The sequence below is a fragment of the Ulvibacterium sp. genome, from assembly GCF_028285715.1.
In the GTDB taxonomy this organism is placed as follows: domain Bacteria; phylum Bacteroidota; class Bacteroidia; order Flavobacteriales; family Flavobacteriaceae; genus Ulvibacterium.
Genome location: NZ_JANQOO010000017.1, coordinates 622,563 through 640,793, shown reverse-complemented (window position 1 = coordinate 640,793; position 18,231 = coordinate 622,563). Strand labels below are relative to the sequence as shown.

Sequence of the window (18,231 nt, the reverse complement as noted above, 5' to 3'; positions counted from 1 at the left end):
GTCTCATCTGATAATAGGTAGCCGCACCTATTTTTCGGTAAAAGCCACGCTTTCGTTGGAGTTTGCAGTGCGATAAAAAAACTGAAGTTTTAATGTTGGAGCGCTTCCGATTGAATTTAATAATTTGATTTTCAGTATTTTATAATTTATATCTTCTTTTTATAACAAAGTCTGATATATATTTTTCGAAGGGACCGGTAAGCACCTTTTTGCAGTTTAAGAGTTACGTAACCAAAAACAAGTGTCTAATCTTTATATAATCCCATGACTCTATTTGAATAGGGTAACGAATAGGATATTTATGGATGATCAAATAGCAATAATAATTCTTGTCGTTGGTAGCATTCTATTTTTTGCAATGGCGATTTGGACAATCTTTTTTTCGAGGATAAAAAAGGGATTACTTCTGCTGTCCGGTATTAAGAAGAAAAACTCCCCCAAAAATGAACGAACTTAAACATTACGTGGGCACTGGGCTAAAGTTTCTTATTCATAGGGAGGGCGACCGCATTGAGGAAGAGGAAAAGTTTACCGGAATTCACTTTTCAAAATCGACGACCACTATATGGTTCGGTGAAATAGGGTATAGTGATGAATACTTCGATTTTAAACCGATTCTAAGACCTTTGGATATGTTAAAATATAGTCTTAGGGGATTGGAAAAAATAAGCCCGGAAAGCACTTTTTTCTCAACAAATGTGTTGGCGGCTGATTTATGGGCCATAGCTAATGGCAATATTACCGATTGGCGCAATTTTAAGTCCGATACCTTCATTTTTTTAATAGAGAGACAGTACGATGTTTTTGGTCTAATTGAAAGAAAATTGGCCATTAGAAGTATGGGACTGGGGGATGAATCCAGGAACGATTTTTATACTAAAAATTAGAATGGGAATTCTTCGCTCCGAGCTATGCACATTCTCCCATATCAACGTTGATATGGCCGACCAAAGCCCTTAAAAAATGAAGCGGATTAGGTTTAGGAGCAAGATATTGAGGAATTCTTTTTTTGATTTTCGAAAAGTGCTGGAGGGACAAGGCAAAGTATTCATTGACCGAATTTTGACATAAAAGTACCATTCATCCCAAGAAAAGGGCAGATTGTACATATTTGAGTAAAGGATTTCCTATAATTTGTATATTGTTCAGGAATTGGGAAGGTAGATCAAGGCATGAAAACCGAGAACCGTTCCAATTTGGAGCCCCACATTTAAGCTATTGCAGATGAAGTTGACCGTAAAAAACTTAAAGGTTATTCTTGTCCTTGTTATACTAGGCTTTGGTGTTGGCATATACCTACAAGACCTGGAACACCAGAAAAGTACGGCACATGCTTGGAAGGCAAATCGCCATAACCTTTCCCGTTTTGATAAGATTACGGAGTATAACAAAAAGATGAATTCCAGAAATTGGAGGCATATGCGAGATAGTATTGCCCAACAGTTGGATACCCTTATGATTTTGAAATTTAGACGAGAGGTGGATAGTCTTAATGAACTTGAGGAAAAAAATGCCAAGGTTCAACATGCGGGAAGTACCCTTGCCACCTCGTTATCATCCAGCGAATAGATTTTCCTACGCTCCAAAGAGTTTGTTTCTTAAGTCTACAACGAATAGGGCATCGTAGTAATCGATATTCATCTATTTCAAATTTCAGGCTTTTCTCCCAAAATTTCTTGGCTATCTCCGGTCTCTGGCCCGGATATTTCCCCATCCATCGCCACGTAATCTTCATCAATTTGATCCAACAAAGTCTTCATCTTTCTTTTGTCCTTTATCATGCCCCAGGTCATTATGAGGCTGGTACCTATGATAACGAACAATAAAATACCAGGCTCAAAAGTAGCCACCTTGGCTTCTGTCGGAATAGCAAAAAATAACAATACGGTAATCAATCCACGTGGGGCAATGAACAATTGAGGTAGAATGTCACTTCCTATAAAGGTTCGCAAAATAACAAACCGAATCGCATAAATGGAAACAATAATAAGAAGGCTTACCAAAGCCACACTTAAACTGAAAAGAGAAGCAATGGCAATGGTCAACCCAAAAATCACAAAGAAAAAAGTACGTACCACAAAAGCGGTTTCCAAGGTTACAATATGGAGTTCGTGATAAATGCGATGTGCTTTTTCGTATTCCAAAAAGTGGGCTAACTTCCCCACAAAGAATAGCTTCATATTGGCAATTACCAAACCAAAAATTAGAATTATCAACAAGGAGGAAAGATGCAATTGCTTACCGATAGCGTAGAGTAACAACAGTACGGCAATCAGTAAGAACAATTTGGCCTGACTCTTTATTTGTTGAAATATTAGAATAATGGCATAGCTCGCTACCAAGGAAAGAACTATAGTGAGTATAATATTCACTGCAAAGCCCACTGCTCCAGAATCCTCGGCAGGATTCAGGCCACCTACTAAAAAATAGAACATCATAATGCCCATAATATCCGAAAATGTGCTTTCGTATATATGGAATTCCTTTTTGTGCTCGGTTAATCCACTAACACTGGGGATAATGATGGCACTGGAAAGTATGGACAAAGGTGTTGCATACAACCAAGCGGACTGCATGGTCATCTCGGGTACGAACTGAAAGAGTATTAATGCGGCCACCCATGCGGACCCTACTAGACCTGTTAGGGCAATGGCCATGGATTTGAGTATGGGCACCAGTTTTTCCTTTTTCAATTCCAACTCCAGGGCGGCCTCCAGAACAATCATAATGAGTCCAATAATGCCCAATACTTCAAGGGCCGGAAAAAAGTCTACTTTTTCGGAGGTCATATACTTCAATACAAATTGAAGAACAACGCCCAACAGAATTAGGAGTAGTACCGAAGGTATGTTCGTGCGCTTGGCAACGCCATTGAACAAGAACGATAGAATTAGGATGATCGACGCCTCTATGATAAGGTTGTAAGATGAAAATATGTCCATTTTGGTTTGGGTTGTTTTTGGTCTATTTCCCTAAAGTAGGATATAATTTTCAATTCATATCCGCCCACTTGATTTTACATTAAGATTACTTTTTGCCGGTAATAAGGAAAGTCGGAAAAATTTGTATATTTGCACTACTGAACGGATATAAAATGTATTCATGAGGGGACAATTGGTCCTCTTTTTTATTGCTGAAACTTTGGTCTATTGAGGTCGTTGACATCTCGCCGGAGCAAGTACTTTAAATAATTCCCTCGGAAGGGCGAAATCTATTGAAAAGCAGTAGTACGATGTTGAAGGAAAAAGTGGAGTTGCTATTAAAAAATGCATTGGAAGGGGATAAATCCCTTTTTTTGATCGATTGCTCCGTTTCATCGGACAATACGATTAAGGTGGTAATTGATGGAGATAAGGGGGTTTCGCTCCAAGATTGCATGAAGGTCAGTAGGGCTATTGAGCACAATTTGGATAGGGATGATGAGGATTTTTCGTTGGAGGTGACCTCTTCAGGAGCGGCATCGCCCATACGTATGCCAAGGCAGTACAAAAAAAATATTGGGAGGAAGTTAAAGGTAAGGACCCAAGATGATATTTATGAAGGGAATCTTGTCCAAACTTTGGAAAACGGTATTGTTTTGACTTGGAAAGCCCGTGAACCCAAACCGATAGGGAAAGGCAAGGTTACCGTGCAGAAAAAAAAGGAAATCGATTTTTCGGAAATAAAGGAAGCAAAAGTTGTATTAAAATTTTAAGTGTAGTTAAAAATGGAAAATATTGCGTTAATAGAATCCTTTTCGGAGTTTAAGGACGACAAATTCATAGACAGGGTAACATTGATGGCGATTTTGGAGGATGTTTTTAGGAACGCCCTAAAGAAAAAATTTGGTTCCGATGACAACTTCGATATTATTATAAACCCGGACAAGGGGGATTTGGAAATCTGGAGAAACCGGATAGTGGTAGAGGATGGTGAAGTAGAGGATCCCAACGAAGAAATATCCATTTCGGAGGCACGAAAGATAGAACCTGATTTTGAAGTTGGCGAGGATGTTTCCGAAGAGGTAAAACTTATAGATTTGGGAAGAAGGGCTATTTTGGCATTGCGCCAAAATCTCATCTCAAAAATTCATGAACATGATAACACTACCATATATAAACAGTTCAAGGATTTGGAAGGTGAAATATATACTGCTGAGGTACATCATATACGCCACAAGGCCATTATCCTTTTGGACGATGAAGGCAATGAGATTATCTTACCCAAAGACCGACAGATTCCTTCGGACTTCTTCCGTAAAGGTGATAATGTTCGTGGAATTATTGAAAGTGTGGAACTTAAGGGAAGCAAGCCCACTATTATTATGTCCAGGACTTCCCCACGTTTTTTGGAGCAGTTGTTCTTTCAAGAAATCCCAGAAGTTTTTGACGGTCTTATTACCATAAAAAAAGCAGTGCGCATTCCCGGGGAAAAGGCCAAGGTGGCCGTTGATTCCTATGATGATCGTATCGATCCAGTAGGAGCCTGTGTTGGAATGAAGGGGTCGCGGATACATGGTATCGTAAGGGAACTGGGTAATGAGAACATAGACGTTATCAATTGGACCAACAATCCTCAGCTTATGGTTACAAGATCTCTAAGTCCGGCCCGTGTCACCTCCGTGAAACTCGATGACGAAAAAATGGCGGCGCAAGTGTATCTAAGGCCGGAGGAAGTGTCCAAGGCCATTGGCCGTGGCGGGCATAATATCCGTTTGGCTGGGCAATTGACGGGTTACGAGATCGATGTATTCCGTGAAGGAGTGGAGGAAGACGTGGAACTTACCGAGTTTTCTGATGAAATTGATGCATGGATTATTGAGGAATTCAAGAAGATTGGAATGGATACGGCCAGGAGTGTGCTGGAACAAGATGTGGACGACCTTGTAAAAAGAACCGATTTGGAGGAAGAGACCATTTACGAAGTTGTTCGAATACTCAAGGAAGAATTGGAAGATTAGCTATATATTAGCAACGTTTTAAGGAAATAGTAATAGTATTTATGGCAGACAATGCAAACATAAGGCTCAATAAGGTTCTCAGGGAGCTTAATATTTCATTGGATAGGGCGGTGGATTTTTTAACATCCAAGGGACATCAGGTGGATGCCCGGCCTACAACTAAAATATCCAATGAGATACATCAAGTGCTTTTGGACGAGTTCCAGACGGATATGAGCAAAAAGGTTGCGTCCAAGGAAGTAGGGGAGGAGAAAAGAAAGGAAAAAGAGGCCATAAGACTGCAATTGGAGCAGGAGCAGGAAGAAAGACGACTTGCCCGGGAGAGAAGGGCAGCTGCATCTTCGGACAACGTTATCAAGGCCAGAGCCGAACTTTCCGGCCCCAAGACCGTTGGTAAAATCGATTTAAGTCCAAAGAAAAAAGCTCCGGTAGCCCCCCAGAACACAGAAGAAACGGCCAAAATTCAGGAGCCTAAGGCAAAGGAAACCCCGAAAGCTCCTGTAACTCCGCAGGAAAAACCTTTGCAGACCAACGAACCCAAGGAGGCTCAAAAGGAAAATGAAAAGATAGCAACACAATACCAAAAACTCTCGGGCCCAAAAATAACCGGGGATAAAATAGACCTCACCAAATTTCAAAAACCAAAGAAAAAGAAAGAGGAACCGAAGAGTACCGATGCCGGAGGAGACAGGAAAAAAAGGAGAAAGCGGATTGTAAGCAATACAGGTGATGCTAACAAAGGTGCCGCGTCCCGTGGTAGGGCAACGGGTGGAAGAAAAGATGTAAAGCGATTTGCGTCCACAAATAAGGTAGAGCCTTCCGAAGAAGATGTACAAAAACAGGTTAGGGAAACCCTGGAGAAACTTCAAGGAAAATCCAAAAAAGGCAAAGGTGCCAAATATCGCAGGGACAAAAGAGATCAACACCGCCAGCAAACGGAAAAAGATCTTGAGCAGCAAGAACTGGAAAGTAAAATCTTAAAGGTAACTGAATTTGTTACCGCCAGTGAAGTTGCCACTATGATGGGTGTTTCTACCACCGATATTATTTCTGCCTGTATGTCCTTGGGAATCATGGTCACCATGAACCAACGTCTTGATGCCGAAACACTTTCCATAGTAGCGGAAGAATTTGGTTACGAAGTGGAATTTGTGACGGCCGAAATAGAAGAAGCTATAGAGGAAGAACAGGATGCACCGGAGGATTTGAGGGCAAGGGCACCTATCGTTACGGTAATGGGTCATGTAGATCACGGTAAGACATCCTTACTGGATTATGTGCGCGAAGCCAATGTTATTGCAGGTGAAAGTGGGGGTATTACCCAACATATAGGAGCTTATGGAGTATCCTTGGACAATGGCCAAAAAATTACCTTTTTGGATACTCCGGGACACGAGGCCTTTACGGCAATGCGTGCCCGTGGGGCCCAAGTCACGGATATTGCGGTAATCGTAATAGCGGCGGATGACGATATTATGCCTCAGACCAAGGAGGCCATTAGTCATGCCCAGGCCGCCGGGGTGCCACTGGTGTTCGCTATTAACAAAATAGATAGGCCAACGGCCAATCCGGACAAGATTAAGGAAGGGCTCGCCAATATGAACCTTTTGGTCGAAGACTGGGGTGGAAAAATACAGTCCCACGATATCTCGGCCAAAACCGGTGATGGGGTAAATGAACTATTGGAAAAAGTTTTACTGGAAGCCGAGTTATTGGAATTGAAGGCCAACCCGGATAAGAATGCCTCAGGTACCGTTGTGGAAGCCTTTTTGGACAAAGGACGTGGATATGTTTCCACTATTTTGGTACAGGCCGGTACTTTGCAAATTGGGGATTATGTATTGGCGGGTACCCACAGCGGGAAAGTCAAGGCCATGTACGATGAGCGCGGCAAAGAAGTAAAAAAGGCAGGTCCGGCTACGCCAATTTCAATTCTGGGATTGGATGGTGCGCCTCAGGCAGGGGATAAGTTCAACGTAATGGAGGATGAGCGTGAGGCCAAACAGATTGCCACAAAAAGATCTCAACTATTACGGGAACAGTCTGTTAGGACACAGCGTCATATTACATTGGATGAAATCGGAAGGAGAATTGCCCTTGGCGATTTCAAGGAATTGAATATTATCCTCAAAGGAGACGTAGATGGTTCGGTAGAGGCATTGGTAGACTCTTTCCAAAAACTCTCCACGGATGAGATTCAGGTGAATATTATCCACAAAGGGGTTGGTGCCATAACTGAATCCGATGTACTACTGGCTTCAGCTTCGGACGCCATAATCATCGGCTTTAATGTGAGGCCCATGGGGAATGCCAGGGAAATAGCGGAAAAGGAGGAAATCGATATCCGAATGTATTCCATCATCTATGACGCCATAAACGACCTTAAGGACGCCATGGAGGGAATGCTTTCACCGGAGATAAAAGAGGAAATCACCGGTACGGCTGAAATTAGGGAAACCTTTAAGATTTCCAAGGTAGGCACCATTGCCGGATGTATGGTAACAAGCGGAAAAATATTCCGAAATTCCAGCGTTCGCCTAATTCGGGATGGCGTTGTTATCTATACCGGGGAATTGGCATCGCTAAAACGATTTAAGGACGACGTTAAGGAAGTGGCCAAGGGGTACGATTGCGGTCTCCAGGTGAAAAACTATAATGATGTTAAGGAGAGCGATATTGTTGAGGCGTTCCAGGAAGTGGCCGTGAAGAAAAAATTATAAGTCGACAAAAACAGATAACAGAACCGAAAAATCGACCCATTAGGTCGATTTTTTGGGTTTTAACAACATTGCATTGGGATATTTCTCCCGTACTTCCAAAAACTTCCGTTCCGCTTCCAACTTATCCTTGAATTTTCCGACCCTAACCCTATATGTAGGCGAATCGAAATCTATTTTTGATGGTAACTCTGGGAAATCTTCCTCTACTTCCATTTGTATTTCCTGAGCTTGATCAAAGGAACCAAAACCCACTTGTATTCTGTAATGTTCGGTGCTCTCCTTGGCCGATTTATAAATCTCCAGCAGGGTATCGATGTTTTTGTCTTGCTCAATGGTAATTTTTCCTTGTTGGGCACGGCCAAGCTGAATTCCAAAGAGCAAAACGATCAATGATAACGGTATCTTTAAGATAAATTTCATAGTTTGTTTCTAGAGTTATACAAAAGTAATTCTTTATGTTTTAGTGCCTGTATTTTCCCTTTATTTAGAACAATTATAAATTAATAATTATAAATCCATTAACATTTTCAAAATAAAGTCAATGTCGTATTTTTGCCTTCAATTTGAGGCACCGTAATACGACCTAACATCCCATAAATATTAATTATCGTGCCAAGATTTCGAAAGAAATAGTTTCCATATGAAAAAGGTTCCATACCGCAATCGAATTTCTAAAGTTTTAGGTGTTAGTCTCATTATTTTCCTTCTTTTTTCCTTATCGCTTTACAGCCAGGAAGAAACGGTGGCCGAGAATGCCGAAGTTGTGGCTGAGGATGGAGCAGCGAATGCTTCTGCCGGAGATCCCGCAAAGGGAAAATCCCTATTCAATCAAAATTGTGCCGCATGCCATGCCTTGAACCGAAAAATGACCGGACCGGCTTTGGCCAATGTTGAAAGTAGGCTGGCGGAAGAAGAGGGTCTGGACAAGGAATGGTTATATGCCTGGATAAAAAACAGTCCGGGAATGATAAAATCCGGAGATGCATATTCAGTCAAAATCTACAACGAATATAATCAAGCGGCAATGACCGCTTTTCCCACTTTGAGCAATCAGGATATCGATGATATTTTAGCATATACTGCAGCCCCTCCACCGGAGGCCGCACCCGTTGCGGCCGCTGCAGCGACTGACACTGCCGGTTCCACTGGTTCTTCCGGAATTTCCAATGAAATACTACTGGGTGCCTTGGCTGTTATTTTTGGCCTTTTGGTATTGATGCTCTTTTTAGTAAATAGTACACTAAGACGAATTGCGGAGGCCAATGGCGTTGTTCTTGAAAAAGAAAAGGCGGAAAAAAGAACCCCTATTTGGAAAGCATTTGCTCAAAATCAGTTTCTGGTCTTGGTCACTGTAATTTTCTTATTGCTGGGAAGTGCTTACTTCGCCTATGGATGGATGATGCAAGTTGGCGTAGACCAAGGATATGCACCAATTCAGCCAATACACTATTCCCACAAAATACATGCTGGGGATAATAAGATAGAATGCAAATATTGCCACTCTTCGGCTAGAGTTTCCAAACATTCCGGAATCCCGTCCCTCAACGTATGTATGAACTGTCATAAATCCATCTATGAATATAAAGGAAACCCGGAAGGGCCTTCCAAAGAGGATTTGGCCGATGGATACACCAATGAGTTTTACACTGGTGAAATAAAGAAATTGTATAAGGCCGTAGGTTGGGACGAAGAAAACCAACGCTATACCGGGGAAAGTCAGCCTGTTGAATGGGTGCGTATCCACAACCTCCCGGACTTTGCTTATTTCAATCATTCCCAGCACGTTTCGGTAGCAGGCATAGAGTGTCAGACCTGTCATGGCCCTGTTGAAGAAATGGAAATAATGTATCAATATTCCCCATTGACCATGGGTTGGTGTATAGAATGTCATAGGGAGACCAATGTAAAGGTCGAGGGCAACGAATACTATGCAAAAATCCACGCGGAACTCTCCAAAAAATATGGCGTAGATCAGCTTACAGCGGCCCAGATGGGCGGTTTGGAATGTGGAAAATGTCACTATTGATCAAAACTAAAGCAGCTAATTACAGAGATATCGTATGGCATCAAACAAAAAATATTGGAAAAGTGAAGCGGAGTTGAATCCTAACGATTCCATTGTTGAGGCGCTAAAGCAGAACGAGTTTGTAGAAGAGATTCCTGTTGATGATTTCCTGGGTGATAAGGAAAACCTTTCGGCAACTACTACCAATCGAAGGGACTTTTTAAAATATGTAGGTTTTAGTACCGCTGCGGCTTCCCTAGCGGCTTGTCAAGGGCCTGTCCGAAAATCCATCCCATACGTCGTACAACCCGAAACTATTGTGCCGGGTGTGGCCAACTATTATGCAACTACGATTGCCAACGGCTTTGATTTTGCAAGTATCCTGATAAAGACAAGGGAAGGTAGGCCCATAAAGGTTGAGAACAACACAGATGCCAAAGTAGGTGGAAATGCAAACGCAAGGGTACAGGCCTCGGTATTGTCCTTGTACGACAGTACAAGATTACAAGGACCTTTGGCCAATGGAGAGCCTGTGGAATGGGACGCCTTGAATGCCGGAGTAAGGGCCAAATTAGGTAGCTTAAAAGGTTCGGGCAAGAAAATTGCCCTATTGACCCAGACCTATGCCAGCCCGTCTACTTCAAGGCTTTTAGAAGAGTTTAAGGAAATGTATGGCGATGTGGACCACGTTGCTTACGATGCGATTTCCGAAGATGCCGCGCTAACGGCATTCGAGAACCGTTATGGGGAACGTGCCCTGGCGGACTATGATTTTTCAAAAGCGGATTTGATCGTTTCTTTTGGAGCGGATTTTTTGGCCGACTGGCAGGGTGGCGGATATGATGGTGGTTATGCAAAGGGAAGGATTCCGAAAAATGGAAAGATGTCCAGGCACATCCAGTTTGAGGCCAATATGTCCCTTACCGGTGCTAACGCCGATAAACGTGTTCCATTGACACCTATGCTGCAAAAGGTTGCCCTGGCCAAGCTGTATGCCAAATTAAATGGTACCTCTGTAGGTGGTGAAATCGGGGATGCCGAACAAGCATTGGATGCCGTGGTGGCACAAATCAAAAAGAACACAGGTAATGCTGTGGTAGTGACGGGTATTGATGATGTAAACGCCCAGTCCGTAGTCTTGGCCATAAATGAAATGCTTGGCAGTAAGGCATTTGATTCAAAATCCCCGAAATACAGTAGGCAGGGAAATACAAAGTCGGTAAATGAGTTGATTGCCAATATGAACGCTGGAAAGGTAGGTGCTTTGATAATGGATGGGGTAAACCCCATGTACACCTTGCCCAATGCGGCGGATTTTGCCGGTGGAATTGAAAAGGTAGACTTATCCGTTGTATTCTCCACCAATTGGAACGAAACTACGGAGGTTACGCAATATACGGCAGCTGCCAACCACTTTTTGGAGTCTTGGGGAGATACTCAAGTTAAAAAAGGCCATTACAGCCTTATGCAGCCCACCATCCAGGAATTGTTCGATACCAAACAGTTTCAGGCTTCCCTATTGGAGTGGATGGGTCGCGATATCAGCTATTATGATTATATACGGGAAACTTGGGGAACATTTGTATTAAATGGAGCCGATTGGAACAAAGCTCTTCACGATGGGATATTTGTAGTTTCCAATGAGGTGGCCGATCCGGAGAATACAATGGGTCAGCAAGATAAAGAGGCGGAAGACGACACCATGATGGAAGAATCGGCTTCAGGTTCATCTATGGAATCCATAGCCTCCGCAGTACGTAGCTTGGCAAATGCAACTAGTGGCGGCGGAATGGAACTTGTGCTTTACCCCAAAATAGGTATGGGCGATGGGCAGCAGGCAAACAATCCTTGGCTTCAGGAATTCCCAGATCCCATCACCCGGGTGTCCTGGGATAATTACATTACGGTTTCCAAGGCAGATGCGGAACAAATAGGATTGGTTAACGAGCATGTGGCCAATGGAGGTCTGGATGGAAGTTATGTGAAGCTTACCGTTAATGGAGTGTCCATTGACAGGGTTCCTGTTATTGTACAGCCCGGACAAGCCAAAGGTTCCGTTGGACTGTCTTTTGGATATGGTAGAAAAGTGGGGATGAAATCCGAAATGCAGACCGGTGTAAATGCCTATGCATTATACCAAAACTTCAATTCAGTTCAATCTGTCACGATTGAAAAATCTCCAGGAATGCACGAATTTGCTTGTGTTCAGTTGCATAAAACATTGATGGGGAGAGGTGATATCATAAAAGAGACTACCCTGGAAATTTTCAACACCAAAGACCACGCTGAATGGAACTATGTTCCGGTAGTATCCCTGAATCACCAAGAGGTGCCTGCCACTACCGTAGACCTTTGGGACAGTTTTGATCGTTCCATCGGGCATCACTTCAATATGTCCATAGATTTGAATGCCTGCACCGGTTGTGGCGCCTGTGTCATTGCTTGTCACGCGGAGAATAATGTCCCAGTGGTTGGAAAAAGGGAAGTAAGGCTTTCCAGGGATATGCACTGGTTACGTATAGATAGATACTATTCCTCGGAGGATACTTTTGAGGAGGATAATACCAAAAAAGAGGAATTCGACGGTCTTTCCGGAGAAAAAGGTTCTTTAGGAGGTTTTGGGGAGCTAGAGGATCCGGCGGCCAATCCACAAGTGGCATTTCAGCCGGTAATGTGTCAGCACTGTAATCATGCGCCCTGTGAAACTGTTTGTCCCGTTGCGGCCACATCACATGGGCGACAAGGGCAGAACCAAATGGCCTATAACCGATGTGTAGGTACACGTTATTGTGCCAATAACTGTCCCTATAAAGTCAGAAGGTTTAATTGGTTTTTATACAATAACAATGACGAGTTTGACTATTACATGAACAACGATTTGGGCAAGATGGTGCTAAACCCGGATGTGAACGTACGCTCTAGGGGTGTTATCGAAAAATGTTCGCTGTGTATCCAAAAAACGCAGAAGACCATTTTGGATGCCAAACGTGAGGGTCGCACCATTCAGGATGGAGAGTTCCAGACAGCATGTTCATCAGCGTGTAGTACCGGAGCAATCGTATTTGGAGATGTAAATGACGAGGACAGCGAAGTTGCGGCATTGGCGAAAAGTGATCGTATGTACCATCTGTTGGAGCATGTGGGAACAAAACCCAACGTGTTCTATCATGTAAAGGTTAGGAATACCAACGAAGCTTAAACCATACAATAAGAAACAACTATAATAAAAATCTATGGCGTCGCATTACGAAGCACCTATTCGAAGGCCCTTAGTAATTGGGGATAAAGGCTACCACGATGTAACTGTGGATATTGCCGCTCCGGTAGAGGGAAAGGCCAACAAGCATTGGTGGATTGTCTTTACCATTTCCTTGGTGGCATTACTTTGGGGTGTTGGGTGTATAATTTATACAATTTCCACGGGAATTGGTACTTGGGGTTTGAACAAGACCGTTAACTGGGCGTGGGATATTACCAATTTTGTTTGGTGGGTAGGTATTGGCCATGCGGGAACCTTGATTTCGGCGGTATTGTTGCTTTTCCGTCAAAAATGGAGAATGGCAATCAATCGTTCAGCAGAGGCCATGACCATCTTTTCCGTAATTCAGGCAGGATTGTTCCCTATTATTCACATGGGTCGACCATGGCTGGCATATTGGGTATTGCCCATTCCCAATCAGTTCGGTTCACTATGGGTAAACTTCAATTCGCCCTTACTATGGGATGTTTTCGCAATTTCGACCTACCTTTCCGTTTCCTTGGTGTTTTGGTGGACAGGCCTTTTGCCTGATTTTGCAATGATTCGCGACCGTGCGGTTAAGCCATTTCAAAAGAAAATTTATAGTTTACTGAGTTTTGGATGGAGTGGACGTGCCAAGGATTGGCAGCGCTTTGAGGAGGTTTCCTTGGTATTGGCCGGTTTGGCAACGCCTTTGGTACTTTCTGTACATACCATCGTATCATTTGATTTTGCCACATCCGTAATTCCTGGATGGCACACCACGATTTTCCCACCTTACTTCGTTGCCGGTGCTGTTTTCTCAGGTTTTGCCATGGTAAATACCTTGTTGATTATCATGCGCAAGGTCTGCCATCTGGAGGCCTATATAACTGTACAGCATATTGAGTTGATGAACATCATTATTATGATTACGGGGTCCATAGTGGGTTGCGCTTATATTACGGAACTGTTTGTGGCCTGGTATTCCGGAGTTGAATATGAACAATATGCTTTTTTGAACAGGGCTACAGGGCCTTACTGGTGGGCATATTGGGCTATGATGACCTGCAACGTATTTTCACCCCAGTTTATGTGGTTCAAAAAATTACGGACTAGTATCATGTTCTCGTTCTTTATTTCTATAGTGGTAAACATTGGGATGTGGTTCGAGCGCTTTGTAATCATCGTAACCTCACTTCATAGGGATTACCTTCCTTCATCATGGACCATGTTTTCTCCTTCTTATGTGGATATCGGTATATTCATAGGAACTTTGGGCTTCTTTTTTGTATTGTTCCTGCTTTATGCAAGGACCTTTCCGGTGATTGCACAGGCGGAGGTAAAGACCATATTAAAATCTTCAGGGGAACGATACAAAAAGTTAAGAGAGACGGGAAAGCCCCTGTATGAGATTACCAAAACCACCGACGTCAAAGATAATGTGGTTGAGGAAAAATTACTATCCAATGAGGAGCAGGAAAGTCAAGTTTCCACCCTTTTGGACTCAATTGGGGCATTTGATGCAAATACGGAAACGCCAGATGACTTGAAGAAGGTAAAGGGAATTGGCCCCCAAATGGAAAAGACATTGAACCAAATCGGGATATTCACTTTTGCACAAGTCAGTAAAATGACAGAGAAAGAGTATAACCTTTTGGATTCTATTACCGGTTCTTTCCCGGGACGGGCACAGCGGGATGATTGGGCCGGACAAGCTAGAATTTTAAATAACAATAAATAATATGGCATCTAAAGTTATACATGCTTACTATAATGATGATGATGTGCTGATGCACGCGGTCAAAAAGATAAAAGAGGCCAAACATCATATAGAGGAAGTGTATTGTCCTTTCCCGGTGCATGGTCTGGATAAGGCTATGGGACTGGCACCTACCCGGATTGCCATTACTTCCTTTATGTACGGTTGTTTGGGGCTTACCGTGGCCATTGTAATGATGGACTATATTATGATTGACGACTGGCCTCAAGATATTGGAGGAAAGCCTAGTTTTAGCTATATCGAAAATATGCCTGCATTCGTACCCATTATGTTCGAACTGACTGTATTCTTTGCGGCGCACCTCATGGTAATCACCTTTTACCTAAGAAGTAGACTATGGCCATTTAAAAAAGCCGAAAATCCGGATGTAAGAACAACGGACGATCATTTCGTGATGGAAATCGAAATCCATGACAATGAAAGGGAATTGCGTAATTTATTGTTGGATACCGGCGCAGTGGAGATAAGCATAGCGGATAAAAACGATCATTGAATATGAAAAGTTTTGGTAAAATAGGAATTGTATTGGTTGGGGTCTTGGTCTTTTTATCCTGTCAGGATAAAAACATACCGAATTATCAATATATGCCGAATATGTACGAAGCCGTAGGTTATGAAACCTATGATAAGGTCTATTTTTTGCCCAAGGGTACCGAGGCCCTTGTACCGCCTGCGAATACTATTCCCAGAGGCTGGTTGCCCTATGGGTATGAGAATACCTTGGAAGGAAAGGAATTGGCGCGCTTGCAGGTGAGCCCTTTGGATTCATTACAAAAGGAAGAAAATTTGGCTATCGGAAAAGAATTGTATGATATCTATTGTGCGATATGCCATGGTGCAAACGGCAAAGGTCAAGGAAATTTGGTAAAACGGGAAAAGATTTTGGGTGTACCCAGCTATGCCGATGCAGCAAGGAACATCACAGTGGGTACTACATTTCACACCGTGCAATATGGTTTAAACTCCATGGGGTCCTATGCATCGCAAATGAACACCACGGAGATGTGGCAGGTTTCGGAATATGTAATGAAATTAAAGGAAGACTTAACAAAATAATACATAGATCAATATGTACACGTTTTCAAGTAGATTAAAAATTGCTTCTATAGTATTAATGGTAGTAGGAGCCTTGGGCTTAGGCTACGGTTTTCTTACTATGCCCACATCCGTGGAAGAGGCCAAGGCTATGGTGGCGAGTCATGATCACGGTCATGGAGGTTCTCATGGAGAAGCACATGCTGGTGCCGATTCCCATGGAGGACATGATGCTTCCCACGACGAACACCTGTTACACCAATTGCAAAATAAGCCTTGGGCGGCATTATATGTAGCAGCCTTCTTTTTCTTTATGATTGCCTTGGGAACTTTGGCTTTTTATGCGGTCCAACGTGCCTCGCAGGCAGGGTGGTCGCCATTGCTGTTCCGTGTTATGGAGGGGATTACTTCCTATTTGGTGCCCGGTGGTATTATTGTCTTTGTTATCCTAGTGCTTTCGGTAATGCATATGAACCACCTGTTCGTTTGGATGGATGCCGAGGTGGTGGCCCATGATAAATTGCTACAGGGAAAAGCAGGCTACCTTGACCCGGTTTTCTTCTTGATCAGGGCGGCAATATTTTTGGGAGGATGGATTCTCTATCGTGAGTACTCCAGAAAGTTATCCATTAAGCAAGATGAGTCCGATGACAATTCAAACTTTAAACTGAATTTTAAGATTTCCGCCGGTTTTTTGGTGTTTTACCTCGTTTCGGAATCCATGATGTCCTGGGATTGGATCATGAGCGTGGATCCCCATTGGTTTAGTACCTTATTTGGATGGTATGTTTTTGCCAGTATGTTCGTGTCTGGCATTACGGTAATTGCCATGATTACCATTTACTTAAAGTCAAAGAACTACTTGCCGGATGTGAATGATAGTCATATCCATGACCTGGCCAAATTTATGTTCGGAATCAGTATTTTTTGGACCTATCTTTGGTTTTCGCAGTTTATGTTGATTTGGTATTCCAACATTCCGGAAGAGGTTACCTATTTTGTCTCGAGGATTGAGGATTACAAATTGCCCTTCTTTGGAATGTTGGCAATGAACTTTATATTTCCCTTTTTGATTTTAATGAATAGTGATTATAAGCGAATTAATTGGTTCGTGGTTATGGCTGGAATCATTATCCTGGCCGGACATTACATCGATGTTTTTAATATGATTATGCCGGCTACCGTTGGTGATCAATGGTATATAGGTATTCCCGAAATCGGGGCAATTCTTTTCTTTGCCGGGCTTTTCATATTTTGGGTTTTCAGGGCCCTTGGTACGGTGCCCTTGCAGCCGAAGCGAAACCCATTCATTGAGGAAAGTAGGCATTTTCACTATTAACGGATTTTAAAGAATAATTTCAAATCATACAATGACTACATTACTGGTTTTAATTGTTTTAGTTCTCGTGGCAATCGCAATCTGGCAGATGACCAAGATGTTCGAATTTGCCCAACTCAAAACAAATAGTTCGGAAATAGCCAATGATTCAGATAACAAATACAATGGTTACCTATTGTTCGCGTTTTTGATATTCATTTATGGCATTACCATCTTCAGTTTTTGGAAATACTCAAAAGTATTACTCCCTGAGGCCGCATCTGAGCACGGGAGTGGTTACGATTATCTAATGTTGGTATCGTTTATTATCATATTCTTTGTACAGACCATTACCCAGGCCCTGCTTCATTATTTTGGGTATAAGTATAGAGGAGAGAAAGGAAAGAAAGCCCTTTTTTATGCAGATAACGATCGTTTGGAATTTATTTGGACCATAATACCGGTAATTGTATTGGCTGGACTCATATTGTGGGGCTTGTATACCTGGACCAATATTATGGATGTCAATGATGAGGATGATCCATTAATAGTAGAGCTTTACGCCCAACAGTTTAATTGGACCGCTAGATATGGGGGGGAAGATAATGTTTTGGGTGCGGCCAATGTAAGGATGATAGACATCGATAAGGCCAATGTATTGGGACTTGATGAGTCGGATTCCTACGCCGCGGACGATATTATCGTAAAGGAGCTTCACTTGCCTGTGGGCAGAAAAGTGAATTTCAAGATGCGCTCCCAGGACGTATTACACTCCGCTTACATGCCACACTTCCGGGCCCAGATGAACTGCGTGCCGGGAATGACAACTGAGTTCTCGTTTACCCCGATTACTACAACAGAGCAAATGCGGCAGAATCCGGATGTGGTGGACAAAGTGAAGCGCACCAATGCACTTCGGGCCGAATGGGCTGCAGAAGGAAGGCCAAATTCCGACCCATGGGAATTTGACTACGTTCTCATTTGTAATAAAATATGTGGTAAGTCACACTATAATATGCAGATGAAGATTATTGTAGAGACCGAGGAAGAATATAATGAATGGATAAAATCGCAGAAGACCTTTGCGGAAACCGTTATGGTGGCTGACGGACGGGAACCGAATTTCAACCCCGTTGGAGCCGAAACGGCAGAGCTATCTTATGGGACTCAGGATTAAAAATATTGCTAGAAAAAGAAAAAATAATTAAAAAAGT

General features: G+C 42.7%; 14 protein-coding genes. 12 read left to right on the top strand and 2 right to left on the bottom strand.

Annotation, left to right across the window (positions count from 1 at the left end; translation table 11 throughout):
- Positions 1–443: 443 nt before the first annotated feature.
- Both Q0993_RS09820 and Q0993_RS09815 read left to right on the top strand, forming a co-directional pair.
- A complete protein-coding gene (locus Q0993_RS09820) occupies positions 444–887 on the top strand; it encodes a hypothetical protein (RefSeq protein ID WP_299532329.1) in 444 nt (147 codons plus the stop codon).
- Positions 888–1,224: 337 nt separating this feature from the next.
- The gene (locus Q0993_RS09815) at positions 1,225–1,569 is read left to right on the top strand and encodes a hypothetical protein (protein WP_299532327.1); all 345 of its coding nucleotides are present in this window, start codon (positions 1,225–1,227) and stop codon (positions 1,567–1,569) included.
- Between the two features lie 77 nt (positions 1,570–1,646).
- On the opposite strand, the gene Q0993_RS09810 is transcribed toward Q0993_RS09815, so the two are convergent.
- Positions 1,647–2,942, bottom strand: coding sequence for a cation:proton antiporter (locus tag Q0993_RS09810; RefSeq protein WP_299532325.1), 1,296 nt, complete (start codon positions 2,940–2,942; stop codon positions 1,647–1,649).
- Positions 2,943–3,232: 290 nt separating this feature from the next.
- Between Q0993_RS09810 and rimP the strand changes: the two genes are divergently transcribed.
- From rimP to infB, 3 genes are read left to right on the top strand one after another with little or no spacing between them, the layout of a single operon-like run.
- A complete protein-coding gene (gene rimP, locus Q0993_RS09805; protein WP_299532322.1) occupies positions 3,233–3,694 on the top strand; it encodes a ribosome assembly cofactor RimP in 462 nt (153 codons plus the stop codon).
- A 12-nt stretch (positions 3,695–3,706) separates the two neighbouring features.
- Positions 3,707–4,939: a transcription termination factor NusA gene (nusA, locus tag Q0993_RS09800; protein ID WP_120712316.1), complete on the top strand. Its 1,233-nt coding sequence runs from the start codon at positions 3,707–3,709 to the stop codon at positions 4,937–4,939.
- A 41-nt stretch (positions 4,940–4,980) separates the two neighbouring features.
- Positions 4,981–7,659 (top strand): translation initiation factor IF-2, encoded by a 2,679-nt coding sequence (gene infB / locus Q0993_RS09795; protein ID WP_299532316.1) that lies wholly within the window; start codon positions 4,981–4,983, stop codon positions 7,657–7,659.
- Positions 7,660–7,698: 39 nt separating this feature from the next.
- On the opposite strand, the gene Q0993_RS09790 is transcribed toward infB, so the two are convergent.
- Positions 7,699–8,079, bottom strand: coding sequence for an SPOR domain-containing protein (locus Q0993_RS09790; RefSeq protein ID WP_299532314.1), 381 nt, complete (start codon positions 8,077–8,079; stop codon positions 7,699–7,701).
- Between the two features lie 220 nt (positions 8,080–8,299).
- On the opposite strand from Q0993_RS09790, the gene Q0993_RS09785 reads away from it, so the two are divergent.
- From Q0993_RS09785 to Q0993_RS09755, 7 genes are read left to right on the top strand one after another with little or no spacing between them, the layout of a single operon-like run.
- On the top strand, positions 8,300–9,685 hold the full coding sequence (locus Q0993_RS09785) for a c-type cytochrome (protein ID WP_299532312.1): 1,386 nt from the start codon (positions 8,300–8,302) through the stop codon (positions 9,683–9,685).
- A gap of 34 nt (positions 9,686–9,719) precedes the next feature.
- Positions 9,720–12,863 carry a TAT-variant-translocated molybdopterin oxidoreductase gene (locus tag Q0993_RS09780; protein ID WP_299532310.1) on the top strand — a complete coding sequence of 1,048 codons (3,144 nt, stop codon included), beginning with the start codon at positions 9,720–9,722 and terminating at the stop codon, positions 12,861–12,863.
- 34 nt (positions 12,864–12,897) lie between these two features.
- A complete protein-coding gene (gene nrfD / locus Q0993_RS09775) occupies positions 12,898–14,625 on the top strand; it encodes an NrfD/PsrC family molybdoenzyme membrane anchor subunit (protein ID WP_299532309.1) in 1,728 nt (575 codons plus the stop codon).
- 1 nt (position 14,626) lies between these two features.
- Positions 14,627–15,157 carry a DUF3341 domain-containing protein gene (locus Q0993_RS09770; protein WP_299532308.1) on the top strand — a complete coding sequence of 177 codons (531 nt, stop codon included), beginning with the start codon at positions 14,627–14,629 and terminating at the stop codon, positions 15,155–15,157.
- A gap of 2 nt (positions 15,158–15,159) precedes the next feature.
- Positions 15,160–15,720, top strand: coding sequence for a cytochrome c (locus tag Q0993_RS09765; RefSeq protein WP_299532307.1), 561 nt, complete (start codon positions 15,160–15,162; stop codon positions 15,718–15,720).
- Between the two features lie 13 nt (positions 15,721–15,733).
- On the top strand, positions 15,734–17,038 hold the full coding sequence (locus Q0993_RS09760; protein WP_299532305.1) for a quinol:cytochrome C oxidoreductase: 1,305 nt from the start codon (positions 15,734–15,736) through the stop codon (positions 17,036–17,038).
- 31 nt (positions 17,039–17,069) lie between these two features.
- Entirely contained in the window at positions 17,070–18,194 is a 1,125-nt protein-coding gene (locus Q0993_RS09755) for a cytochrome c oxidase subunit II (RefSeq protein ID WP_299532304.1), read from the top strand.
- The last annotated feature ends 37 nt before the right edge of the window (positions 18,195–18,231 follow it).